The sequence below is a fragment of the Paenibacillus sp. 10L310 genome (assembly GCF_056395745.1).
In genome coordinates this window covers 17,631-42,694 of the sequence record NZ_JBFTKC010000004.1, presented here as the reverse complement: position 1 = coordinate 42,694, position 25,064 = coordinate 17,631, and the positions used below count along the sequence as shown (strand labels likewise).

Sequence of the window (25,064 nt, the reverse complement as noted above, 5' to 3'; positions counted from 1 at the left end):
ATCTTATAGATCTCTGCGCCGCTGTTGGTTCAGCCTGATCTTCGATTCGTTACCCTGCTCCGTTGCCTCATAGAATACTCTCCGTGAGAGCTGCTTTGGCAAATATTCTTGTTTCACGTAATGCCCCGGATAGTTGTGTGGATATTGATAACCCTCATGTCCAAGCTTCACGGCACCCGAGTAATGCGTATCTCGCAAGTGAAGCGGAACTTCTGCCGATTTCACCTCATCAATCGCGTTCATGGCTTTGGAAATGGCGGTGTACACCGCATTGGATTTTGGACTTTCGACCGCGAACAGAATCGCTTGTGCAATGTTCAGCTTGGCTTCGGGCCAGCCGTTATTTCGGTACGCATCAAGTGCTCCAATCGCCTGAGTCATGGCTTGCGGGTTCGCAAGTCCAATATCTTCACTGCTCGCTGCAATCAGACGCCGAATGAAGGTCATCGGGTCCATGCCGAGCTTCTCCACCGCGTATAGAAACCAAAACAACGCCGCATCACTGGAACCCCGAATACTCTTGTGAAATGCAGACAGCACATCATACTGTGTGGATTCATCTGCCTTCACAATGGGGCGCCGAATAGACTCTTCAGCTACACCAAGCGTGATATGAATGGACCCATCCTTCTCCGGTGGCGTGGTCAACGCAGCCAGTTCAAGTGCATTAAGCGCACGCCGAATATCTCCGTTGGCCATCGTGGCAATATGCTCTAGCGCCTCATCGTCCGCCTGTAGTTCCATGAACCCCAGACCTTTGTCCACATCACTCAATGCTCTGCGCATTGCAATTAGGGAATGATCCTTGTTCAACGATTCCAGCTGGAACAGGGTGGAGCGACTCATCAAGGCTCCATTGACATAATGAAAGGGATTCTCTGTTGTTGCGCCGATAAAAATAATCGTACCCTTCTCTACCGCTGGCAATAGCGCATCCTGACGTGAACTGTTAAACCGATGTACCTCGTCGAGGAACAAAATGGTTTTTGTTCCATACAGCTGTTTGTTCGTTTGGGCCTGTTCGATGACTTCACGCACATCCTTGACGGAAGCTTCCACTGCATTCAGACGTACGAACTGTCCTTGCGTTTGCTGGGAAATAATATGTGCCAATGTTGTCTTGCCACATCCCGGAGGGCCGTATAACAAGATGGACGAAATCTGATCAGCCTCGATGGCGCGCCGGAGTAATTTCCCCGGTCCAATAATATGTTCCTGTCCAATATATTCATCCAGATGCTCTGGCCGCAAGCGGTCCGCGAGCAGTCTAGCTTGTGGTTTTGAGTCCTGTTGAAACGAAAATAAATCCATTGCTCATCACTTCCTTAACGGATTGCCTTGCCTTGATTACAATTACACTTCTGATGGTTCTCCACTCTCTATCATATCATACTCTCGCGGTAACATAGCCATAAATGCATGAAGTGCACTGCTGACAAAGGCATCCTTGCGAGTAATAAAATGAGTCATCATGCGATTCATACCTACGGGGAGTGTATGCGTGCGCAATAATCCATTTTTGATCTGATGCCTAATCACAATCTCTGGTAATAAGGAAATTCCCATACCGGACGTAACTCCACTAATAATCGCTTCAAGGGTTCCGAATTCCATAATTACTGGACGGGTAACACCACCCACCTCTAACCATTCCTCCAAAACCTGACGATAGGAACACCCCATGCTGTAGACAAGAATAGGTTTACTCTTAAGATCTTCATCCGTAGGACCCATACCAGAATAGACAACAAATAGTTCCTCATCAAATACGGGAATAGAAACGATATCAGGATGATCACAGGGACAGCCTATAAATGCTCCCTCCAATTCATACCCAATAACCTGATCCATAAGCATCTGCGAATTGCCAGTAACCAGTGACAAGGAGACATCTGGATACTGTTTGTAATATCTGACGAAAAGTTCAGGTAGCCGCACGGCCGCTGAGGTTTGTGTAGAACCTATTCGCATTGGACCCGATGGTGTGCTCGTCGCCCGAAGCGCCTTGGAAGCATCATTCAGCAAGCCAATAATTTTATCTGCATAGGTCAGCAACATTTCTCCGGCTGGAGATAACGTCATACCTCGGTTATGACGAATGAACAACGTTGTACCTACTTCTGCTTCCAGATGCCGGATTCGTGCCGTTACGTTGGATTGAACATACCCCAGTTTAGTAGCAGCTTTGGTCAGATTCCCTTCCTGTGCAACACACTGAAATATTCTAAGATCCCCGCTCTCCATAGTCCCCCCCACTCTGACATCATTCAAAATGATATCCGCTTCATTACCAATCATTATACTTCATGTGTAAACCGGACTACAATTCATGTAGATCCCAAACCAGTCATCTGACTGGATGATGATAAGGAGTGTTCAGCATGACATACTGGAAAAATAGAGTTGCTCTGATCACAGGTGGTGGAACAGGTATAGGCCGTGCTGTAAGTGAGATGCTCGCTGAACGCGGAGCCTTAGTCGCTGTCAACTATTCCCGCTCACAAGATGCAGCAAGAGAGACTGTTCAACACATTTTGGATACGGGAGGCCATGCATTCGCCGTTCAAGCTAATGTTGCCAAGGATCTTGATGTCCGGCGGATGGTCACTACAATAACTGAAACCTACGGCCCGATCACTGCACTTGTAAATAACGCCGGAATCACGCGTCATATCCCCATGCACGATCTGGAGTCTGTTACAGATGACGTCTGGAATGAGCTACTTGATGTGAATGTGAAAGGCATGTTTCATTGCGCTCGTGCAGTGACGGAAGGCATGAGACAGGCTGGCGGTGGTTCTATCGTGAATTTGGGCAGCATCGCAGGCAGTACGGGCTCGGGCTCCTGCCTCCCTTACGCCGTCTCCAAAGCGGCCGTTCACGGTCTAACTTTATCACTTGCGCACGCACTCTCACCACACATTCGGGTGAATGCTATCGTCCCTGGCGCAGTTGCTACAAGGTGGTGGGCTGGAAACGAGGAGCGAATGTATCGTCTTGGTGGAGAAGTGTTATTACAGCATATTGCCTCACCTGAAGATATCGCACACATGATCTGTGCTGCGCTGGAACAGCAATCCATGACCGGGCAACTAATTACTGTAGATAGCGGACAGACGTTATGAGCTCCAGTCATGATAAAGATACCCGGATCATCAAACCATTGAAATATACATTATTGATCATTTTGACAACGTTAATCATGGGCACTTCTTTTCCAGTTGGCAAGATCGGCATGTTATATGCCCCACCTTTCCTGCTCATGGGCATACGTTATATACTGGCAGGTGGCTTGATGGCCTTGTTCCTTCGCAAACGTCCTTTGCCTACTGGATGGCAGTCTTGGTTGAAAATAATCCTCATTGGCCTGTTCCATCCGCAGGAGTGATGGGCTGCGCCTACTACAGCATGAACTGGATTACATCCGGTGAATCCGCCATTATTACGTTTACCAATCCGCTACTGGTCATTATCCTCAGTGCTCTCTTATATAGAGTGACCTACCGTTTCAGTCAGTGGATCGGTGTTATACTCGGTTTCATCGGGATTATGTTAACTTTTGGAATGCAGATGAGCTTTAGCCCCGGAACCTGGATTGGATTTGGTGGTGCGATCTCCTTTGCCGTGTCCACATTGCTCATCAAACGCTGGGGTAATGGTTACGATACTTTTGTCTTAACAGCCTATCAGATGCTCGCGGGAGGTGCTGCGTTGCTTCTACTGAGCGTATGGACTGAACAGCCTCACTTTATGGTCAATACCACTTCGGTTATGGCGCTGCTCTGGTTAACGCTTGTTTGCTCCATCATTCAGTTTTCACTCTGGTTTTATTTGCTTCAGAATAGTGACCCAGCCCAAACCAGTTCGTATCTGTTTCTGGCGCCGTTCTTTGGTGTACTATCGAGTTGGATTTTACTAGGAGAGCACGTTCAGTGGTTTGCATTAGCAGGCGGTTTATTTATTGGTGTTGGCATATTCCTGGTGAACCGTCGCTCATCCAGAATGAGAAATAGCGTAACATAAACTTGAACTCCCCAATCGTTCTTCCTTGGAAGATTAATCATTTCTCGCACAAAAGCAAAAAAGGCATGCGCTTATGGGACTCTCCATAAACGTCATGCCTTTTTCTGTATAAATAAACTTTATCTAGCCAAGCTCTGGCCAACCCTGAATGGTTACGGACTCGCCATCGGGATTATGTGTTGCAGCCGCATAGATCGGCAGTTCACCGTCATGGAACAACCACAATTCGTGCAAGGCCCGTGTACAACCAACGTACAACAGCTTTGCATCACCTGCATTTGGCAAATAATGCTTCTGATCTACGTCTGCCACAATAACGGCATCAAACTCCAACCCTTTAGACAGATAGACCGGTAAAACGGAGTGCCCACCTGTGTACTGCTTTTTGCCACCATCGATCAAGTTTAGATCCCAGCCTGCGGCCTGTAGGTCACGGTGAAGTTCCTCTGCTTCATGCAGTGTACGAGTCAGGATGGAGACCGTTCGGTAGTCTTTGACCGTTAACAGCTTCAAAGCCTGCTCCAGACTCGCCGTCCGCCCTTCGCCTCCATAAGCCAACGTCCGAACCGGATCACCACTACGGAAAACAGGAATCGCCGTAATCCCGCTCTTGACACCACGTTCCAGAATCGTGTTGGCATAATCGATAATTTCCATCGTTGAACGATAACTTCGGGTCAATGCAAAGTATGCATTCTGTTCCTCAGGAAATAAAGAACTCATCTCTTCCCACGCATGAACACCACGGTACTCATGAATGCCTTGAGACAAGTCACCCAGTATGGTGAAGGAATGCCCTTTGACGAACTGATCCAATAACGCCACATGAAAAGGGGAAAAGTCCTGCGCTTCATCGATCACAATATGATCAAACCGCTCCGAGCCCTCGATATCATGGACCAATGTATGAATGTATACCAATGCAGGCAGATCCTCTTCACGGACGATATCCTGTTTCAGATCTGTTGCCGTTTGTTTCATGACTAGTTTTGGAATCAGCCCGCTGAGCGAGGCTGGCACAGAGCCGCCCTTTCCAGCTTTGAACAGCTGTTTGTATAACGTAAGCGGCTCGTATTGAGGCCATTTTTTGGCATAGGCTTTCTCACGAGTAGACGCTTTTTTCTTGCGTTCTTTGCGCACAGCTTCTGGCATCGGTTTCTTAAGTTCCATCTCAATCCAGCGGTGAACCCGCGCCATGACCCGTTCTTTGCGTTTGGCTAGTGGATAATGTTTGTATTCCTCACCGAACCAGTTCTCGATCTCCGTCTTGCTGAGCACCTTACCATCCCATGGACTGAAGTCCATATCCGGTACGGAATCCGCTTCCATCCCCGACAACCATTCTCGAATAAGCTCCATGAAACGGATGGATCCTTTGTAACGCCCAGGTACATCATCATTCAATTCAGGTCGTGCATCAGGTTTTTCGAACCAGGTGTTCAATGTATCCGACGTATTCGCCAAAGGCATATCCAGCCCCAGCAGGTTCATCGCCCAATCCGGGAATGTCCGCTGTTGAATGTCCCCTACTCCAAGTTCCGGAAGCACATCCGAGATGTAATCCAGAAACATGTGGTTGGGCGCAAAAATAACCATTTTCTCTGCAGATACCTGCTCCTTGTACTGATATAGCAAAAAGGCAAGCCGATGCAGGGCAACCGTCGTTTTCCCGGATCCAGCTACACCCTGAATGATCAATGCAGTGTTTCTCGCCGCACGAATAATCAGATCCTGCTCCGCTTGAATCGTAGATACGATATCACGCAGTTTGTTATCCTTGTTCTCTCCCAAACGATAAACGAGGAATTCATCAGATACCGCTGGCTGGTCGCTGTCACGGTTATATGTATCCGCCACACGTTCCAATATCCGCTGCCGAATGACAACGTTTCGTTTCAGATATACGAGACCTTCAATAAGCCCTTCCGGGGCTTCATACGTAGCGGAGGCTTCCCCTCCCGTAAATGAGTAAAACAGGCTTGCGACAGGAGCACGCCAGTCGATGACGAGCGGATGCTCTCCCACCTCTTCGCGGTCTACGCCAATTTTGCCAATATACAGCGGTTTCCGTGCACCACTGCCCTGTTCTTCGAAATCCAAGCGTCCGAAATAGGGTTGCTGCGCGCTCTTGGACAAGGCGGTGCGGCGCTCTTCGCGTCCAGCTTCCAGCACTTGTTCTGTGAAGTCGTGGCCGGTGTATACCGGAATGTTCTGCAGTCGTTCCAGCTGACTATCCACTTCCTCCATCGTTCGCTCTAACCTGTACTCTTCTTCTTGATAGGCACTTTGAAAGCTGTCTGACATGTTTCAGTTACCTCCTAAGAATATGTTTTGCTCTGCATCGCCTAGATCTGGCAATACAAAAGGATACTTACTATATCACATAGGGCAATTGAAAGCCACATCCGTTTTTGTAGGCTTACTTTTGTAATATATGAGGCTCATCTGAATTGATAATTAATGATGGCACTGACAAGCGCACAACAACCAAACAGAATAAACCACCAGGCCCACTTGTTTCTGGCCAGCCTGCGCCTGCTGTTTAATGCGCCGTAAATCCCGATTAGCAGTACGATGGTGGAAAAACTAATCCCTACAATCCAACCAGCCATTATACCTACCGCCCCCCTTTGTTTTCAGTACACACGAACAGTCTCTCATTTCCTGGATTTTAGATGAAAAACTCCTCCTCGAATATCCACTTGGAATTCACTTTTTCCACTTTTGTGTATTAGACAGTTGCTGTCCCCATGAAGGGGAGTCAAATCAAATTCGCTTTTTAACGCTCCTGATCTTCTTTTAAGTAAAATTCGGAAACCTTCGTTATCTGGAATGGAAACCACTACTTTTGATCCTGTGGATACGGAATGCAAGCTCTCCGGCATCTTGAGACAATCCATATTCAATCCTCTGCCTGTAGTTGTATACTGCAAGTGACGGAATTCCCCTGATATGTCGATCTTGGCTGAACTGGATTGAAGATTGAATTTATCTGCACTAAGGTGCTGCCCTTTCACTATCGATGCCAATGCGCACAGTTCAAGCTCATCCATCCTCCCTGATAGGTCTACACTACCTGAGGTGATCTTACATTGACAGCGAGTGGCCAGAAGCCGATTCAACCGGAGTTGTCCTCCTGTGGAGTTTAGTAAAATACGATCAAAAACCCGATCAGGAAGCTGAATCTCCAATGCTGTTCTAGCAATATTTATTCCAACGAGGCCTCTCCTTTTTCTCCCGTCTACAATGCTTAAGGTATCCCCTCGTATGTTAACTTGCATCAGCCTTCGCTTAGAAAAGCACGCATCCGCATATTGCATAACGTGAATCAGTTCATCCACACTCGGAAGAACTCTGATATCTCCTGACAACCAATTTAACTGTATATCATGAATGGGTTGATCAATGTCTATGCTCTTGCATATGGCAAGCTCACTACTTTTCAACATCTTTTCCCTCTCCATTTCAAACAATCAGGTATATGTTTATTCCGCCTCCGCATAGCCTCCTGTGCTGGCATGGCGATTCGTAATTCGCTGAATGAGCTGTTCGCTAACGATATCTGCTCCCAAGAGCTTCATCATGTGTTGCAAAAACTTAAGCCTTTCCAATGTCTGCTCCTGATCTCTGCCAAAAAGAAGAGGGTTAATCCAGATATTAACGAGCAACATGAAGATTTCAGCACACTCCAGCGGATATTCGACTGAAATGGACCCATCTTCCTTGCCTTGTTCCATAATATTGGAAATAATTCGTGCATCCTTCAGAACACCTTTTCTGATCCCTCCAAGAACAAACTGCGGATTCTTGATCTGAGTGCTTAGAACCTGATCAATTGAGTTGGACTGGATTCCAGGATCAACGATAATATTTTCCAAAATACTGATGAGCTTCTGCCTGGCATTCGGAGCATGCGTGTTCTGGATGAGTTCCATAAACATGTCTTCTGCGCGCCCAAGCTCCTTCTCCATCACAGCACTAAGGATATCCTCCTTGGATTTGAAATGATGATATATTGCACCTTTGGACATACCTAATTCATCTATAATGTCTTGAATACTGGTCTTTTCATATCCCTTTTCGGTAAACATTTGAGTTGAGACAGTCAGAATCAGGTCCAGTGTCTGCTCAGGATATTTATTTCTGGCCATAAGTTCCTCCTTATACATACCAACGGTCGGTATCTATAATATAGAGTATGTTGGTCTTATTGTAAATATGAGGAATTTAAAGGATGAGCAAAAAGGATCTCCGTTGAAATACCTCATGGGTATTACGGAGACCCTGCATTAATGAGAATTACTCTTCGTTTTGTACTGTAGTTGCATTGCCTTCCTGTGCCACAAACTGTTTCTGCGCTAATTCACGGTATACCGGATGATTGCTAATTAATTCCGTATGAGTTCCTGTTCCGGTAACATGCCCATGCTCCAATACAACAATCTGATCGGAATCCACCACTGTGGACAATCGGTGCGCGATCACGATCGTAGTTCTTCCTTCCATCAGATTGGACAATGCTTGCTGTACTTCATACTCCGAGGTGCTGTCCAGACTGGATGTCGCTTCATCCAACATAAGAATATCCGGACTGCGCAGTAAGGCACGAGCAATAGCAATCCGCTGACGTTGGCCCCCGGATAACTTGATTCCCCTCTCGCCCACTTCCGTGTCATAGCCCTGTGGCAGCTTGTCGATAAAGTCGGCAGAATAGGCCATCTCAGCAGCTCGCCGGATCTCATCCATCGTGGCCTCACGACCTAATCCGTACGTGATGTTGTCTTTGATCGTACCCGCCATAAGTGGACTTTCCTGAGATACATACCCAATCTTGCTGCGCCAGGAGGCCAAAGAATAATCTGTTATGGCTTGTCCCCCATATGAAATATGGCCTGAATCGGGCATATAAAACTGCTCCATCAAAGAGAACAGTGTTGATTTGCCGCTACCGCTTGGACCGACAATGGCTGTCACTTTTTGTGTAGGTACCGTCAAATTGATTCCGTGCAACACTTCCTCACCTGTAACATAGGAAAAATGTACATCATGGAATGCAATCGTCTCATTTCCTTTTGGCGCTACCTTAGTGCTGTCATGTGGCTCTTCCTCATCGGCAAGGATCGCTTGTATGCGCTCCGTTGCACCTACGACTTTTTGCAAACGAGAGTATAACGTCGTGAATTGTCCCATTGGCATAATGACCTGGAACAACAGTAAAATGAACGCAACCAGTTCACCAGGCGACAACAGTCCAGACGCTACGCGCATTCCCCCCACACCCAGAATAACGACTAGAACGGCAGTCATGACAAATGTAAACAAAGGACCGATCAGAGCAAGAATGCGCGCTTCCTGCAAGCCAAAAGCAAACATTTTACGAATCCGGGAATCTCCTGCTTCCACTTCCTGTTTCTCCGTTCCGTAAGCTTTCACCAAGCGGATCTCGCCAATAACCTGACTGAGCACGGACGTAAGACCAGCCATCTCATCCTGCTGCTTCTTGGAGATCTTGTACATTTTCTTCCCGACCGGCAACAGAATCAACAGCGTAAGCGGCACCAGACTCAGAATAATGAGCGACATCACCCAATCCAAGTAAAATAGTAATGCCACGCCACCCACAACAGCAACGATGTTGGATACAAAGGAAACCAGATAATCCGCGATCAACGTCATGATCTGGCTTGTATCATTCGTAATCCGGCTCATCGTATCGCCTGTACGATTCCGATCGAAATATGGCATTCGCAGCGACAATACCTTGTTCCACAGCTTGGTGCGAAGTGTTGCGACCACCCGTTGTCCGGCGTAATTTAACATATAAATGCTAATACCCGAGGCAATCGCCTGAATCACAAATGCCCCAAGCAATAACAAAATAACAGATTTGTTCAATGCCGAAGTGGTTAATCCATCAATCAGACCTTTGGTCATCAATGGCACGATCAGTCCGGCTGTAGTTTGAATCAGGGTTAAGATGAGGGCCAGAATCAAGATCAGTTTTGGCGGGTTCGTGGAGGCGATAAGCTTGACGAAATCCTTAAATCCCTTTTTTCCTACCTTCGGTTCATTCTGCCCTGCTTGTTGCTGCTCTTCCATTCCCGTTCCTCCCGTTCTCCATCTGCTCACCAGAGATCATACGTATGAACTTACATGACGTTGCCTTTTGTTATTACAAAACTCCATGCAACACAAAGTTGGCTAAAAAGAGGATGGAAATGCCATACATGACCACAGGCACCTGTTTACCTTGACCTGCTGCCAGCTTCGCTAATGGATAGGCAATAAATCCAAACGCCATACCGTCCACGATGCTATATGTAAATGGAATCATGACCATGATCAGAAATGCTGGAAATGCCTCTGTGAAGTCACCAAAATCCATATCTTTCACACCTTGTACCATCAGGCCACCAATAATGATCAAAATGGGCGCAATTGCACTGTCCGGAATGTAACCGAGGAGCGGGATGAAGAAAAAAGTAGCTCCGAATAACACGGCTGTAACGAGCGGAGTCAAACCTGTGCGACCGCCTGCTGCAATTCCGGCTGTAGTCTCGGCTGCAGCAACTGGAGGGCTGCTTCCGAATACGCCTGCCAGTACGGTACTAATGGATAGTGCGCGTAGACTTCCTTTGAACCGCTCTGGACGACCAATCATCTGTGTCTGAGCGGTAATTAATCCGATATTTTCGAACACCACAATTAGCAGTAGCAAAAATACAGCGATCCAGAATGCAACATCAGCCAGTTTCATCAAAGATAATTCGCCAAACAAGCCGCCGTATTGACGCAGCGCATCCATAGCTGATACGGACTCACCCGGGTTCACTGCACCAAGTACATAGGCAAGGCCTGTCCCGACCAGAATACTGATCAGAAGTCCACCCTGTACGTTACGTATAAATAAAATCAAGGCAAGCACCAGCGTAACGCAGGCTGTAATGACATTGGGATCATTGAAATGCCCAATCGCAACAAACGTGGTCTGATGTGCGATAACGATTCCACTTTTTTGCAAACCGATAAATGTCAGAAACAAACCAATCCCGACCGTAATGCCATGCTGCAGATTTTTCGGGATTGCTTCGCTGATCATTTTGTATAGTGACGTAAACGCAACAATGGCAAACAGTACACCTGTAACGGTTACAACGGCCAGCGCTTCTTGCCAGCTTAATTTCATGGAATGTACAAGTGTATACGTGAAAAATGCATTAATCCCCATTCCGGGTACTACGATAATCGGTGATTTTCCGCCAAATGCCATGAGCAAACATCCTGCAATGGACGTCAGCAGTGTTCCAACCATAGCTGCCTGCAAAGGCATCCCGGCATCGGAAAGAATTGTAGCATTGACCATAACGATATAGACCACGGCAAAATAGGAAATGGCTCCCGCCACAACTTCCTTCTTCCACTGGTCTCCTGGCTCCATGCCAAGACGTCTGGTCATCCATCCGTGTTTCATTTCGTTCTATTCCCCTCTCTGTAGCCGCAAATTCATTATGTATGTATCATCATTTCGCGCAGCAGTGAATATCATACACGGTTTTGACTTTGAAGTACATGACGTAACTCTGACATTTATCTAGGAATACAGTTCGGCTATCATAGACGATTGACGTCCCATCCGCTCCTCTCTTGCGAAGTATGATCACACAAAAAGCGCAGATGCCTTATCAGCATCCACGCTTCTTCAGTTGGAAACAAGTTACAGCTGCTTGTTCTCTGCAATTTCTAACAAATCCTTAATCGCAACACTGACCATAATCAGTCCGGCTACCGGAGGCACAAATGAGTTACTCGCAGGTGGCTGTTTAGCCTTGCGAATTTCCGGAGCATTCTCGGGAACGATTTTTTGTGTTACATCCTCACGCGGTTTCATCGGCTTTTCAGTCGAGAAGACCACTTTCACACCTTTTTTGATGCCGTCTTTACGAAGTGTCGTACGCACAACACGGGCAATCGGGTCCATGGTCGTTTTCGAAATATCTGCAACCTGGAATTTCGTCGGGTCCATTTTATTCGCCGCACCCATACTCGAAATCATCGGAATTTTACGTTTCAGGCACTCTTTAATGAGATGGATTTTGTAGATAATCGTGTCGGATGCATCCAGCACATAATCCAGATCATATTTGAACAATTCCTCATATGTTTCTTCCGTGTAAAACATATTCAGGGCAATTGCATCACATTCCGGATTGATCAGTTTCACACGTTCCACCATCAGATCCGCTTTTTTCTGCCCCACTGTCGTAGTCAGAGCATGAATCTGGCGGTTAATATTGGTGATGTCCACGACGTCCTTATCAATCAGGATGATACGCCCAACGCCGCTACGGGCAAGAGCTTCTACAGCAATACCACCTACGCCGCCAATACCGAGCACAGCGACTGTACTATTCTTCAACGTGTCCAGACCTTCAGGTCCGATCGCAAGTTCTGTTCTTGAAAATTGATGGAGCATTGAGAATCGATGCCTCCTTTATTTCTTTTCCGCTACCGGTTTACGGGCTACGCGGATATGCAGTTGTTCCAATTGTGAGTCATCCACTTCGGATGGTGCATTCATGAGCAGATCCGTTGCACTTGCCGTTTTCGGGAAGGCAATCGTTTCACGCAGATTCGTGCGGCCCGCCAGCAACATCACGAGGCGGTCCAGACCAAAGGCAATACCACCATGCGGTGGAGTTCCATATTCGAAAGCTTCCAACAGATAGCCGAATTTCTCATTCGCTACTTCTGTAGAGAGTCCAAGGGCAGCAAACATTTTCTCCTGAACATCACGTTTGTAGATACGCATCGAACCGCCACCTACTTCATAACCATTGAGAACAAGGTCATAGGCTTGAGCGCGGATTGCACCTGGATCTGTGTCAAACAGATGTACATCTTCGTCTTTTGGACGAGTGAACGGATGGTGTTCTGCCACATAACGTTTCGCATCTTCATCATATCCGAGGAGTGGGAAGTCCACAACCCAAGCAAATTTGAATTTGCTGTCATCAATCAGACCCAGTTGACGGCCGATTTTCAGACGCAGTGCGCCCAGAACGTCAGCAACCACTTTTTTCGTGTCTGCGGAGAAGAGCAACAAGTCTCCATCTTCAGCACCAGTGCGCTCTTTGACAGCTTCGATTTCTTCAGGCGTGAAGAACTTCACGATTGGCCCTTTGAACTCGCCGTCTTTCACTTGAATCCAAGCCAGACCTTTCGCACCGTAACGTGCAGCAAATGGTCCGAGATCATCGATCTCTTTACGACTCCATGTACCACAGCCTTTAGCGTTCAGCACTTTCACTTCTCCACCTTTTTCGATGACAGAAGCAAATACTTTCACACCACTGTTTGCTACGATATCGTTCATTTCAACCAGTTCCATACCAAAGCGCAGATCTGGTTTGTCTGAACCGTATTTACCCATTGCATCTGCATACGTAATCCGTTGGAAAGGCAGTTCCAGCTCAATTCCTTTGGTTTCACGCAGCAATTTGGCCATCAGTTCTTCCATCATTGGCAGCAGGTCATCCTGTTGCAAGAAAGAAGTCTCGATGTCGACTTGAGTGAATTCTGGTTGACGGTCTGCACGCAGATCCTCATCCCGGAAACAACGAGCGATCTGATAATAACGCTCAACGCCACCCACCATCAGCAACTGTTTGTAGATTTGTGGGGATTGTGGCAAGGCGAAGAATTCACCTTCATGCACACGGCTCGGTACGAGATAATCACGTGCACCTTCCGGGGAGCTCTTAGTCAGGATTGGTGTTTCCACTTCAACGAACTCTTCTCCATCCAGGTAGTCACGGAACACTTTGGATGCTTTGGAACGCAGTTTCAATGTTTCGAACATTTCCGGACGACGCAGGTCCAGGTAACGATATTTCAAACGAAGGGATTCATCAACTTCGACACCATCTTCAATGAAGAATGGAGGTGTTTTAGCTGCGTTCAGCACTTCGATTTCTGTAATTTGAACTTCAATTTCGCCAGTAGGCAGGTTTTTGTTAACTGTTTCAGCATCACGTTTAACGACTTTACCCGTTACAGCGATAACATACTCGCTACGTACGCGATCTGCGATTTGCAGAGCTTCACCGGAATAAGCCGGGTTAAAGACAACTTGTACAATCCCGCTGCGATCACGCAGGTCGATGAAGAGTACGCCCCCCAAGTCACGGCGGGTCTGAACCCAACCGTTCAATGTTACTGTTTCACCGATGTGTGCGGGTGTTAATGCGCCGCAATGATGACTTCTTTTCATAACCAAACTCCTCATTATGTGAATTTCCGTTCTGTATGGGCAGTTAGTGCCTGCTCTTCAACAGTCCGGTTACGTGTAGACCATGTATTCGAAAAGGCATGTTACCTCTGGCTCGCCAACTTCCGCTTAATTGGAATCGTTGGTGAACCTCAGTAATTTTGCCGGATCAATTGTTTTACTCGAAAGTTTTGATCTTAATGTAACACTTCGTGCTTATTTACCTTCGCGAATTGCCTCTACCAGATCATCAAGCTTCACGGTTTGTTGCTCACCCGTATCCATCGACTTGAGGGCGATCTCACCACGCTCCAGCTCGTCATCACCAAGGATGGCAGTGTAGCGGGATTTGAAACGGTCAGCTGATTTCATCTGTGCTTTCATCTTGCGGCCCAGATAATCACGTTCCCCAGACAGTCCAGACTGACGAAGTTTGAACAACAGACGGTTCACTTCACGATCAGCTGCCTCTCCCAGAGCAACAAAGTACACATCCAGTGGAGCCAGCGTAGTGACCTCAATATTTTGGTGCTCCAGAATCAGTTGGATGCGCTCCAGACCAATACCGAAGCCGATGCCTGGCTGATCAGGTCCGCCGATATCTCCAACCAGACCATTGTAACGACCACCGCCGCCAACCGTATCTATTGCTCCAATACCTTGGGCTTTTAATTCAAACGCAGTTAGCGTGTAATAATCCAAGCCCCGTACCAGACGATTGTTCACAGCATAATCTACTCCGAAATCATCCAGGTATGCCTGCAGCTTGGCAAAGTGATTCAAAGACTCTTCATCCAGGCTATCCAGTATAGATGGTGCCCCAACGAATTTGTCCTGATCGACCTTACAGTCGAGTACACGTAGCGGATTACGCTCCATGCGGGACTGGCAGTCCTTGCACAGGCTGTCTTTCATCGGTCTGAGGAACCCAAGTAACGTCTCGCGGTATTCTGCACGGCTGGTTGAGTTACCAACGGAGTTGATCTCCACTTTGACATCCTTCAAGCCGAGCTCCACACACAACTGGTAGCCCAGTGCAATCACTTCCGCATCAATCGCAGGGTCTAGCGCACCGATGGCTTCTACACCAAACTGGTGAAATTGACGCTGACGACCTGCCTGCGGACGCTCATACCGGAACATCGGACCGATGTAATAGAGCTTGCTCACATCCGGTTCACCGTAAATTTTATTCTCTACATACGCACGGACAACACCTGCTGTTCCCTCTGGACGAAGAGTCATGCTGCGATTGCCTTTGTCATCAAAGGTATACATTTCTTTCTCAACGATATCGGTAGTCTCTCCTACACCGCGTACAAATAAAGAAGTCTGTTCGAAGATCGGTGTACGAATCTCACGGTAATTAAACCGTCGACACAGATCTCGTGCTTTTTCTTCTACATACTGCCATTTCTCGACAACTCCAGGCAGTAAGTCCTGCGTTCCAGTCGGTTTTTGAAAAGCCATCTTGATCCCTCCAGCATTGATTTTTTTCTCTAAAAGTTAAAAAATTCTACACGTGATCACTGCGCGGGCAGAACAACCTTACAATCGCTGTTATCCCCAGATTTTTTGAATTAATTTTATAATGTGGAAATCTGGTGATAGCATATGCTTCCGATGCAGCTTTCTTTCAGAAATCTTTTAGGCGAACGCTTCGCTTCTACAGCTTGGTTCTACAATCTCCGTTTTCGTGTATTTCTTTTAAATCAACTTATATAACAAAAAAATCCCTCGCCCTGTCGCTGTGTATACAGCAAACAAAGGGACGAGAGATTGTGTAATATACATTCACCCGTGGTACCACCCACATTTCGGAAACCTGACACTTTAGCCGTTCAGGTGATCTCTGATGATTCAGGATTGCACAGAGCACCCTGACCAAGCAGATATTCCGCTCTACGTGTAACGCACGTCCTGCGCAGGCCAGCTACTGGTCACCAGATCATCTCTGCTGTGTTCGCCGTCTGTTCTCGGGGAAGTCATTCGTCCGCTCATCAAGAGAATCCTTACAGCCTTGGGATTCCTCTCTGGTCATGTGGGCACGGAGTACTTAGTCCCGTCATCAAATCAGTAATATAGTTCAAAAATCGACTTGTATTGACTATAGTCAACGTATTATTTTCTGATTGTAATGAACCGCAGTGCTAAAGTCAAGGGTTAACACGAAAAGATAGCTCTAAAAAATTTTACTCACACGCTGCACCGGATGGGGGAGTGACAGTAATCACGGATAATAGAAGCTGGATTCATCATATGAATTCCAACTTCTATTCGCTTCTAATTCCTCTATTGTTGCAGCATCCACTTCAACAGATCCGGCGCGCTCGCCCATAAACGGGAATGCATAATGACATATTCAATCGCTTCGTCGGAGTCGCCCATGCCGACAAAATCAGGGAGGTTATGCGGCAACCGCTTTAAACCCAACAGGTAATCAGGCACATGTTTGTTCACACCCCGGGCTACACGGTACAGCATTTTGAGCTGGGATGTGATTCCGTTTTTCTTATACTCCAGAATGATCTTGTCATAGGCAAAGGCCGTTGCGGCGTCACCTCTTCCATACTCCTCCAGCAATTGCTCTGCCTGATCCAATTGGTTGCTGTACAAATACACAGCAGCGAGCAGGTAACGTGCTCCGGTATTGTCTTCCGTATTAAGCTCTAGCATATGCTCCAGGATCTGTGCTGCTTCTTTGGTATCTCCACCAAACCAGCAGGATTCGGCATAACTTTTGCATATCCGGATATAGGGACGAGTCTCATGAAGCCCCCAGAAGTCCCCTTTGTTCTCCTCAAAGAACAGTTCGCCCAGTTCACGTTTGCCAGCAGCGATTCCTTCCTTGAGGTAAGATCGTGCATCATTCTCATTGTCCGATTCCTCAGCTAGAATAAGATATGCATCAGAGCTGTCGGGATACATCTCCAGCGCTGTTTCCGCCAGATGTACTCTCCGTTTGGAAGAGCTCGTTTCCCTCGCCTTAGACAGCAGAGCCTGTGCTTTGTCTTTCGATGTGCCTGGACCGTTCAGCATCAATAGCTCGTCCGTTTCACCGCCCATGCCGTATTCTTCGATGTAACTATTCATCTCCTTAACCTTCCGGGAGATCGTGCCTGTCGTTACCTCATATTTATCAGCCAGCTCAGCCTTTGAGACATGGAAGCCGTATTCCTCGGACAGCAAATACTCAATTGCAGCAGAGAACGAGCCTGTCTTCTTCACAGTAGGGCGGGTCTGACGGGAGTAGCCGTTCCATAACACCAGAGCTTCCAAAATTACCTCGGGCTCGTATTGGTTCCTCATGTTCTCAATAGTCTGCAGGGCCAGCTGTTCGTGAGCCGGGTGCTCCCATTTCAAATCGCTTGCCACCATCTTTTTCAGCTTGGTCAAGGTCAGTTTGCTCTCAGGCTGCATGGAGGCTTCCCGAACCGGTTGCTCCGTTGATATTATCCCCAGTATGGATTCTACTGCAGAGGACTCCTTGTTCAGACAACATTTCTTATATTTTTTCCCACTACCGCATGGGCATAAATCATTTCTTCCAACCTTACTCAAAACTAATTCCCCCTTAAATCTGTCTCTAGCCATTCGCATGAGAACTCTGTTGCTTTAGCATTGTAGGTGTCAATTCTCAAACGAGGCATTCTATATAACTTTCAAATTCCATCGATCAAGCAGAAACGGTTGCCCCGTACTTATATAAAAAAGGTGGGGCCGTTTCAGCGAGTATATGTTCATCTGGAATATGACGGATCACTCTGGCGATGAGTTCCTCATACTCTCTGTCATAGGATTGGATTCGTCTGAACCCAATCGCTGGAGCTAGATTTACCGTCCAATGTAGCCCAACTATGAAAACAATTCGCTGTAGAATATATAAACCCATCTCTCTATTCTAGCAAAAATTGAATAAAGGGGTAAGCTCTGCCCAAAACATACATATTCACATCTCAAAAAAAATAGCCTGCACACACGGTGTGCAGGCTCAAAGGATATATAAAAAAAGGGGGTCATGTGTGTTATTATAAGCCCACTATGTTAAAGGCTTATGTATCTAATATTACAGTAATATTACAAAAATGATAGCGCTTTATAAATTAGCTTTTTAATATCCTCCTGATTAAAAAGCCCTTGCACATCACTCGACTGTGTGGTCGAGCAGTGCAAGGGCCAAGAAGTATCTACACGTTAATTCAAATCTTCCACATAGGCATGGTTGGAACGAAGCTTATGAACAATCTCGTCATAATCTTCATCTCTTACTTTGGCAGACAGAACATAATGCAGATCATCATAATCGGCCGAAGACACATCTGCAGCATTCAGCAGGTCTCCATCCTCATTCACTCTGTCACGAGTATCCCGTTCTGCATCACGATCCACATTGGCTACTACAGGGATCACATTTTCGCTAGCTGGAACACCAGGGGCTGCACCTACACCCATTGCTCCGTTGGTGCCTACGCCACCTGCTGTATTATAAGGCACCAGTGGCACCATAACACGCGTGTCTCTACCTACCGCACTGTCCAGTTGACCTACTTCCAAATGCTCTGTACGGAACGTCTGAAGTGAAGTTCTTGCTCCCTCTGCCTCGTCCTCGGTTCGAAAATACGCCTGAATATGTTTTGTCATGTCAAACCCTCCTTTTTCGGAATGAAATGCAACGTGAAGTTTCGTAACCCCACGATGTAACGTAGTTAAGATACATCAATATATGTCAGTTGCACTAGCTGAAGTTATATAACTTTTAGCAGTTCACGTACAAACGCTGGCTCATCTTCAGGTGTTCGGGATGTAATATAGTTTCCATCCACAACGGCCTCATGATCCTTGAACTCTGCTCCTGCGTTTACCATATCATCCTTAAGTGGTGGATAGGATGTAATGGTACGGCCTTTCAACAGACCGGCACTAGCCAAAATTTGCGGGCCATGACAGATCGCAGCAATTGGTTTCTTCGCACTGTTGATCTCGGTGACAAACTTCAAGATATGCGCATCACTTCGCAAATTCTCAGGGGATGATCCACCAGGAATCACGACTGCATCATAATCTGAAGCGGAAGCATCACCAATCGCCTTATCTGTGGTATAGGAGGCCTTTCCTCCTTTACCTTTAAGGGTCTCACCGGCTTTTAATCCGATAATCTCCACTTCATGTCCAGCTTTTTTTACTTCGTCATACGGGACCTGCATCTCCGAATCTTCAAAGTCATTCGCCAATAAAAAAGCAACTTTACTCATAACGTATGTTCTCCTTTCCGTGTTCGAACTTTCTTTATAAAATCGGGTCTTGCAGTACATTGGCACTTCGTTGTGCCTCGTTTTGTTATTACCCTCACCAGAGCAATTTATAACAATTCAATGTAATTTCATTTTGTAACGAAGTCTTCAAACGAATAGTTAAAAAGATCAACTCACGACAAAAAGTCCTGATTCGGGAAGGAATCAGGACTTTTTCAAAATCTGTATAATCCAAATATCGGATGTTTATATCCCTGTGTAGACATTCAAGATCGCGGAAGATGACTCTGCTTCCCTTTGTCCGAATCCTGAAGTGCCCAGATCGTTGCAACATACTCAGCAGCCGAACGGGCAAGGTGCAATGATTCATACAGGTTGCCAGGGAGTAACAAAGGTTCTGAACGGGTACGTGTTTCTTTCGCAGATTGGCGCATAATTGGATGGATACTCCTTTGATCATGAAATGGTCATCAACGAATTATCCCTTATTATGGCCTGAACCCCATGGAATTATGCACGTGGTTCCTGACGAACCGGACTTTCAAGCATCAAAGTCACGGGTCCCCAGTTGGTAAATGTTACATCCATCATCGCTCCGAAACGCCCGGTTTCAACCTGGATACCTTTATCCCGTAGCAGTTGATTAAACGTTTCATATAACAGTTCTGCCGCTTCAGGTCGGGCCGCAGCCGCAAAGCTCGGACGCTTTCCTTTGCGACAATCTCCGTACAGGGTGAACTGGGAAACAGACAATACAGCACCGCCTACATCAAGCAGACTGAGATTCATCTTCTCCTGATCATCCTCAAATATCCGCAACCCACTAACTTTGTCAGCCAGATACTGGGCATCCTTCTCGGTGTCCTCATGGGTAATGCCCACGAGTAGCATTAATCCGGATTCGATCTTACCTGTCAGCTCGTCTCCCACAGTCACCTGAGCCTCTTTACAACGTTGTACAAGCACCCTCATCTTACAGGCTCCTTACTGCATAATCCGATGCACTGAATAGACATCTTTCACACGTTTGATCCGTTCTACAACGGATTGCAGATGATCCGTATTACGAATCAGAATTGTGACGTGCACCAATGCTAATTTATTTTTATCTGTCCGTCCTGTAACGGCAGATATATTGGTTTTACTTTCAGATACAGCCTGAAGTACCTCGTTGAGCAAGCCATTCCGATCATGGCCTGTAATCTCAATATCCACACTGTAACTTGCTTCGATATTCTCTTCCCACTCGACCTCAATAACACGTGCTGCTTCTTCACCGTCTGCACTTGTCGGGATATTCGGACAGTCACTACGGTGTACGGAAACGCCGCGTCCACGTGTAACGTATCCGATAATGTCATCTCCAGGTACAGGATTACAGCATCGTGCGAATCGAACAAGCAGATTATCGATGCCTTTGACACGAATACCGTTGGTTGGTCGATTTCTGCGCTCAGGCGCAGGTTTAAGCTCGCGCATCTCGGAATTTAATTCCAGCAAACTGGACTCTTCCTGCTCTTTACGCAGTTTTTCGGTTGCTTTGGTTACAATCTGTGCAGCAGTAATCCCACCGAATCCAACAGCCGCAAGCATGTCATCAATATCGTTAAAGGCATATTTTTTGGCAGCTTCCATCAACTTGTCATCCGTCATCCACGCAGAAGGATCAAGCCCCATGCGCTTCAGTTCACGCTCACAGCTCTCCCGACCTTTTTCAACGTTTTCTTCACGGCGTTCCTTCTTGAACCATTGCTTGATCTTCGCTCGTGCATGAGAAGATTTCGCAATTTTCATCCAGTCCTGGCTCGGTCCGTAAGAATGTTTGGACGTCAAAATTTCGATTATATCACCTGTCTTCAGATGATAATCGAGCGGAACAATCCGACCGTTTACTTTGGCACCAATGGTCCGATTACCCACCTCCGTATGGATTCGATAAGCAAAATCCAAAGGAACAGAGCCGATCGGCAATTCGATGACTTCTCCTTTTGGCGTAAATACAAATACCAGATCCGAGAAGAAATCCATTTTGAGTGACTCTACGAATTCTGATGCATCCTGTGCTTCGTTTTGAAGTTCAAGAATTTCACGGAAGAAGGTAATCTTGTCTTCAAAATGATTTCCGTTCGCAGCGCCTTCTTTGTAGGCCCAGTGGGCAGCAATACCAAATTCAGCAGTCCGGTGCATATCCCATGTCCGGATCTGTACTTCCGTTGGTTCGCCATTGGGACCAACTACCGTTGTATGCAGCGATTGATACATATTCGCCTTTGGCATCGCAATGTAGTCTTTGAAGCGTCCAGGCATCGGTTTCCATAGCGTGTGTATAATTCCCAAGGTAGCATAACAATCCTTGATATTATCCACAATAATACGAATGGCAAGCAGATCATAAATTTCGTTAAACTGCTTGTTTTTGGTGGTCATTTTCTTGAACACGCTGTAGATATGTTTCGGGCGGCCCGAAAGGTCTGCCTGAATTCCCATCTCATCGAGCTTGTTCGTAATTCCATCCATAACCGTATCAATATATTGCTCCCGTTCCGCACGTTTTTTGTGCATTAGGTTAGCAATTCGGTAATACTGCTGCGGATTCAAATAACGGAGGGCGATGTCCTCCATTTCCCATTTGATTGCAGAGATACCCAAACGGTTTGCAATCGGACAGAAAATTTCCAGCGTCTCATATGAAATCCGGCGCTGGCTTTCTTCCGACTGAAACTTGAGTGTCCGCATATTATGCAGACGGTCAGCCAATTTAATCACGATGACACGGATGTCCTGCGCCATGGCGATGAACATTTTGCGGTAGTTCTCGTTCTGCTGTTCTTCCTTGGAGCGAAACTGAATACGTTCCAGCTTCGTCAAGCCGTCAACAAGCATGGCACACGTATTGCCGAAATGATTGCGGATCTCTTCAAGTGAGACCGTAGTATCCTCTACTACATCATGAAGAAGCGCTGCTATTATGGAGATGGTGTCCATCTGCATGTTCACAACAATGTCGGCAACCGCAAGCGGATGCAGAATATACGGTTCTCCCGATTTTCGCGTCTGTCCATGGTGGGCCTGATCAGCAAATTCGTAAGCTTCTCGTATGCGCACCAGATCGGGTTCTTTGATATATGCCCCGGCCTTCTCGAGTAATTGCTCTATGCCCATTCTGATCTGTTCCGTGTCCTTTCTATACCAAATGGAACCCGTGACAGTGCTGCAACACAGGTTCCCCGTAAAAGTAATTTCCTATAATTATGACGCTTCGCCCGTTTCCCGTCAACTGCTGACGAATAAGAGCGCTTATCCAATTTTTATATTGGTGATCTGAATTACTTCTATCTCGTTTCCCTATGACTCACAGGGGATTGGATGTATTTCTTATTTCTTATGTATTATTGCCGTTATTTGCTGAAATAGAAGGAAAATTCATGAAAATATAAATTCCATCGCTTTGCTACGTCAAAAATGTTATTGATTAATTAAGAGAAACTCTGTAATCTATTGAAAGTTTGTGTTTCGGAAAAGGAGATGAAATTCATTGCAACGCGAAATTCAGGTTAATCAAAAGATGCCACTTGGCTCAGGTTCACTGCTTAGCCTTCAGCATTTGTTCGCCATGTTTGGCAGTACGGTACTTGTACCAAACCTGTTCGGTGTTGATCCAAGTATGATCCTGCTGATGAACGGAATTGGAACATTGTTGTACATACTGATGTGTAAAGGAAAGATTCCAGCATATCTCGGATCAAGCTTTGCCTTTATTGCACCTGTCACAATGGTATTAAAACAACATCCTGAGAATGGCTACTCCATGGCACTTGGAGCTTTTATCATAACAGGACTTGTTTTCTGTTTCGTGGCCCTCATTATTAAATTTGCGGGTACCGGATGGATCAATGTCGTCTTCCCACCAGCGGTTATGGGTGCCATCGTTGCTCTGATCGGACTGGAGCTTGTACCCGTGGCTGCCGGAATGGCAGGTCTGATTAATCCCGATATCCTTAAATATCCCAACTGGGCACCTCAAGCCAAACCAATCATTTTATCCATGGCCACGCTTGGTATCACTGTCATTGGTGCCGTAACGTTCCGTGGATTCCCCAAAATCATTCATATTCTAATCGGTATTGTAGTCGGTTATATCCTTGGCTATTCTATGGGTCTGGTTGATAAACAGGCTATTGGAAACGCTGATTTCATCTCACTACCAACCGTAACAACGCCTACATTTGACTGGTCCGTTATTTTCACCATTTTACCTGTAGCGCTTGTGGTTATCGTTGAACATATTGGACATTTGCTTGTAACGAGCAGCATTGTAGGCAAAGATCTCTCGAAAGACCCTGGGCTTCATCGTTCCCTGCTTGGTAATGGGGTCTCCACCATTCTGTCCGGGTTTGTAGGATCTACTCCCAATACAACCTATGGTGAGAACATCGGTGTAATGGCCCTGACTCGCGTATACTCCACATATGTCATTGGTGGCGCAGCAGTCATTGCAATCGTACTCTCCTTCTCAGGAACATTCTCGGCGCTTGTAGCCAATATTCCTGTGCCAGTTATGGGTGGCGTATCCCTGCTTCTGTTCGGGGTTATTGCAGCATCTGGTCTGCGTATTTTGGTTGAACAGAAAGTCGATTTTGCCAAACCGACCAATCTGCTGCTTACTACACTTGTATTGGTCATTGGACTGAGTGGTACAGAAGTTACCTTCTATGGCGTTCATCTGAAAGGGATGGCATTGGCAACCATCGTCGGAATTGCCATGAGCTTGCTATTCAAATTGTTTGAAGTACTGGGCTGGTTGAATGACGATTCGCGTAAACAGCCTATCACTGAAAAAACGCCCGATTAATTTCCATCGTATACACATCAAAAAGCCTGTTCTCCCTAACCTTACGGTTGGAAGAACAGGCTTTTTGATAATCATTAATGCTGTATATTATTTCCCGGGAAACGGAAAAAACAATTCATGTTTCATCACAGCGGTACATGTGGAGATTTCAGCTTAATAATTCATCAATGTGAATACATCGATTTCTGGCAATTTGGCACGACCATTTAGATCAGACAGCTCAATCAGGAAGGCAGCTCCGACAACTTTCCCACCCAATTGTTCAATCAAGTTGATGGAAGTTGCAATCGTTCCACCCGTTGCGAGCAGATCATCTGCGATCAGGACATTTTGACCTTTTTCAATCGCATCTGTGTGCATCGCGAGTGTATCCTTGCCATACTCGAGATCATAACCAACTTCAATCGTCTCTCCAGGCAGTTTTCCACTTTTGCGAATCGGAGCAAAACCGACACCAAGAGCGTATGCCAGAGGGGCGCCCACAACGAAACCACGTGCTTCAGGTCCAGCAATAACGTCAATTTTGAGATCAGAAACCATCACTTTCAGTTCATTGATCGCATTGCGGTACATTTCTCCATCCTTCAACAATGTTGTAATGTCCTTAAAGCTGATTCCCGGTTGTGGAAAGTCAGGAATGACACGAATATAATCTTTAAAATCCAAAATA

The 25,064-nt window shown here is 46.4% G+C and carries 22 protein-coding genes; 4 read left to right on the top strand and 18 right to left on the bottom strand.

The genetic code is table 11. From position 1 onward, the window contains the following. Nucleotides 1-3: 3 nt before the first annotated feature. The gene (locus tag AC1DE7_RS12405) at nt 4-1,311 is read right to left on the bottom strand and encodes a replication-associated recombination protein A (RefSeq protein WP_282320419.1); all 1,308 of its coding nucleotides are present in this window, start codon (nt 1,309-1,311) and stop codon (nt 4-6) included. Nucleotides 1,312-1,353: 42 nt separating this feature from the next. Continuing rightward, entirely contained in the window at nt 1,354-2,244 is an 891-nt protein-coding gene (locus tag AC1DE7_RS12400; RefSeq protein WP_477534589.1) for a LysR family transcriptional regulator, read from the bottom strand. Between the two features lie 137 nt (nt 2,245-2,381). Here AC1DE7_RS12400 and AC1DE7_RS12395 point away from each other — a divergent pair, with 137 nt between their 5' ends. The 3 genes from AC1DE7_RS12395 to AC1DE7_RS12385 are packed head-to-tail and all read left to right on the top strand — an operon-like array spanning nt 2,382 to nt 4,023. After that, nucleotides 2,382-3,125: an SDR family NAD(P)-dependent oxidoreductase gene (locus tag AC1DE7_RS12395; RefSeq protein WP_477534461.1), complete on the top strand. Its 744-nt coding sequence runs from the start codon at nt 2,382-2,384 to the stop codon at nt 3,123-3,125. Further along, a complete protein-coding gene (locus tag AC1DE7_RS12390; protein WP_477534460.1) occupies nt 3,122-3,388 on the top strand; it encodes an EamA family transporter in 267 nt (88 codons plus the stop codon). Before AC1DE7_RS12395 ends, AC1DE7_RS12390 begins: the two co-directional genes overlap by 4 nt. A gap of 20 nt (nt 3,389-3,408) precedes the next feature. Continuing rightward, nucleotides 3,409-4,023 carry a DMT family transporter gene (locus AC1DE7_RS12385; RefSeq protein WP_477534459.1) on the top strand — a complete coding sequence of 205 codons (615 nt, stop codon included), beginning with the start codon at nt 3,409-3,411 and terminating at the stop codon, nt 4,021-4,023. Nucleotides 4,024-4,146: 123 nt separating this feature from the next. Here the strand turns inward: AC1DE7_RS12385 and AC1DE7_RS12380 are convergent, their stop codons facing one another. The 15 genes from AC1DE7_RS12380 to AC1DE7_RS12310 all read right to left on the bottom strand — a co-directional run bounded on the left by AC1DE7_RS12380 (nt 4,147) and on the right by AC1DE7_RS12310 (nt 22,704). Continuing rightward, on the bottom strand, nt 4,147-6,327 hold the full coding sequence (locus AC1DE7_RS12380; RefSeq protein ID WP_315370460.1) for a HelD family protein: 2,181 nt from the start codon (nt 6,325-6,327) through the stop codon (nt 4,147-4,149). Nucleotides 6,328-6,464: 137 nt separating this feature from the next. Continuing rightward, nucleotides 6,465-6,635 (bottom strand): hypothetical protein, encoded by a 171-nt coding sequence (locus AC1DE7_RS12375; RefSeq protein ID WP_164783408.1) that lies wholly within the window; start codon nt 6,633-6,635, stop codon nt 6,465-6,467. Between the two features lie 45 nt (nt 6,636-6,680). Next, nucleotides 6,681-7,487 carry a DUF4097 family beta strand repeat-containing protein gene (locus AC1DE7_RS12370; protein ID WP_339287261.1) on the bottom strand — a complete coding sequence of 269 codons (807 nt, stop codon included), beginning with the start codon at nt 7,485-7,487 and terminating at the stop codon, nt 6,681-6,683. Between the two features lie 21 nt (nt 7,488-7,508). Further along, a complete protein-coding gene (locus tag AC1DE7_RS12365; RefSeq protein WP_127551060.1) occupies nt 7,509-8,174 on the bottom strand; it encodes a TetR/AcrR family transcriptional regulator in 666 nt (221 codons plus the stop codon). Nucleotides 8,175-8,322: 148 nt separating this feature from the next. Beyond that, on the bottom strand, nt 8,323-10,122 hold the full coding sequence (locus tag AC1DE7_RS12360) for an ABC transporter ATP-binding protein (RefSeq protein WP_340906763.1): 1,800 nt from the start codon (nt 10,120-10,122) through the stop codon (nt 8,323-8,325). Between the two features lie 73 nt (nt 10,123-10,195). Next, nucleotides 10,196-11,479 carry an NCS2 family permease gene (locus tag AC1DE7_RS12355; RefSeq protein WP_477534458.1) on the bottom strand — a complete coding sequence of 428 codons (1,284 nt, stop codon included), beginning with the start codon at nt 11,477-11,479 and terminating at the stop codon, nt 10,196-10,198. A 258-nt stretch (nt 11,480-11,737) separates the two neighbouring features. Then, nucleotides 11,738-12,496, bottom strand: coding sequence for a tRNA threonylcarbamoyladenosine dehydratase (locus AC1DE7_RS12350; RefSeq protein ID WP_282320412.1), 759 nt, complete (start codon nt 12,494-12,496; stop codon nt 11,738-11,740). An 18-nt stretch (nt 12,497-12,514) separates the two neighbouring features. Beyond that, on the bottom strand, nt 12,515-14,293 hold the full coding sequence (gene aspS, locus AC1DE7_RS12345) for an aspartate--tRNA ligase (protein WP_036616911.1): 1,779 nt from the start codon (nt 14,291-14,293) through the stop codon (nt 12,515-12,517). Nucleotides 14,294-14,506: 213 nt separating this feature from the next. After that, complete coding sequence (gene hisS / locus AC1DE7_RS12340; protein ID WP_036616908.1) at nt 14,507-15,760, bottom strand: histidine--tRNA ligase; 1,254 nt, start codon at nt 15,758-15,760, stop codon at nt 14,507-14,509. An 822-nt stretch (nt 15,761-16,582) separates the two neighbouring features. After that, nucleotides 16,583-17,851 (bottom strand): SEC-C metal-binding domain-containing protein, encoded by a 1,269-nt coding sequence (locus AC1DE7_RS12335; protein WP_127551052.1) that lies wholly within the window; start codon nt 17,849-17,851, stop codon nt 16,583-16,585. A 633-nt stretch (nt 17,852-18,484) separates the two neighbouring features. Then, a complete protein-coding gene (locus AC1DE7_RS12330) occupies nt 18,485-18,931 on the bottom strand; it encodes a hypothetical protein (RefSeq protein ID WP_036616903.1) in 447 nt (148 codons plus the stop codon). Between the two features lie 104 nt (nt 18,932-19,035). Next, nucleotides 19,036-19,542, bottom strand: coding sequence for a type 1 glutamine amidotransferase domain-containing protein (locus AC1DE7_RS12325; RefSeq protein ID WP_036616900.1), 507 nt, complete (start codon nt 19,540-19,542; stop codon nt 19,036-19,038). A gap of 266 nt (nt 19,543-19,808) precedes the next feature. Further along, a complete protein-coding gene (locus AC1DE7_RS12320; RefSeq protein WP_017686784.1) occupies nt 19,809-19,976 on the bottom strand; it encodes a hypothetical protein in 168 nt (55 codons plus the stop codon). Nucleotides 19,977-20,052: 76 nt separating this feature from the next. After that, nucleotides 20,053-20,514, bottom strand: coding sequence for a D-aminoacyl-tRNA deacylase (dtd, locus tag AC1DE7_RS12315; protein WP_127551050.1), 462 nt, complete (start codon nt 20,512-20,514; stop codon nt 20,053-20,055). Between the two features lie 12 nt (nt 20,515-20,526). Beyond that, nucleotides 20,527-22,704, bottom strand: coding sequence for a RelA/SpoT family protein (locus AC1DE7_RS12310; protein WP_036616894.1), 2,178 nt, complete (start codon nt 22,702-22,704; stop codon nt 20,527-20,529). A 373-nt stretch (nt 22,705-23,077) separates the two neighbouring features. Here AC1DE7_RS12310 and uraA point away from each other — a divergent pair, with 373 nt between their 5' ends. After that, nucleotides 23,078-24,394: a uracil permease gene (gene uraA / locus AC1DE7_RS12305; protein WP_477534457.1), complete on the top strand. Its 1,317-nt coding sequence runs from the start codon at nt 23,078-23,080 to the stop codon at nt 24,392-24,394. 153 nt (nt 24,395-24,547) lie between these two features. Here the strand turns inward: uraA and AC1DE7_RS12300 are convergent, their stop codons facing one another. Next, a complete protein-coding gene (locus tag AC1DE7_RS12300) occupies nt 24,548-25,060 on the bottom strand; it encodes an adenine phosphoribosyltransferase (protein WP_017686780.1) in 513 nt (170 codons plus the stop codon). Nucleotides 25,061-25,064 lie beyond the last annotated feature (4 nt).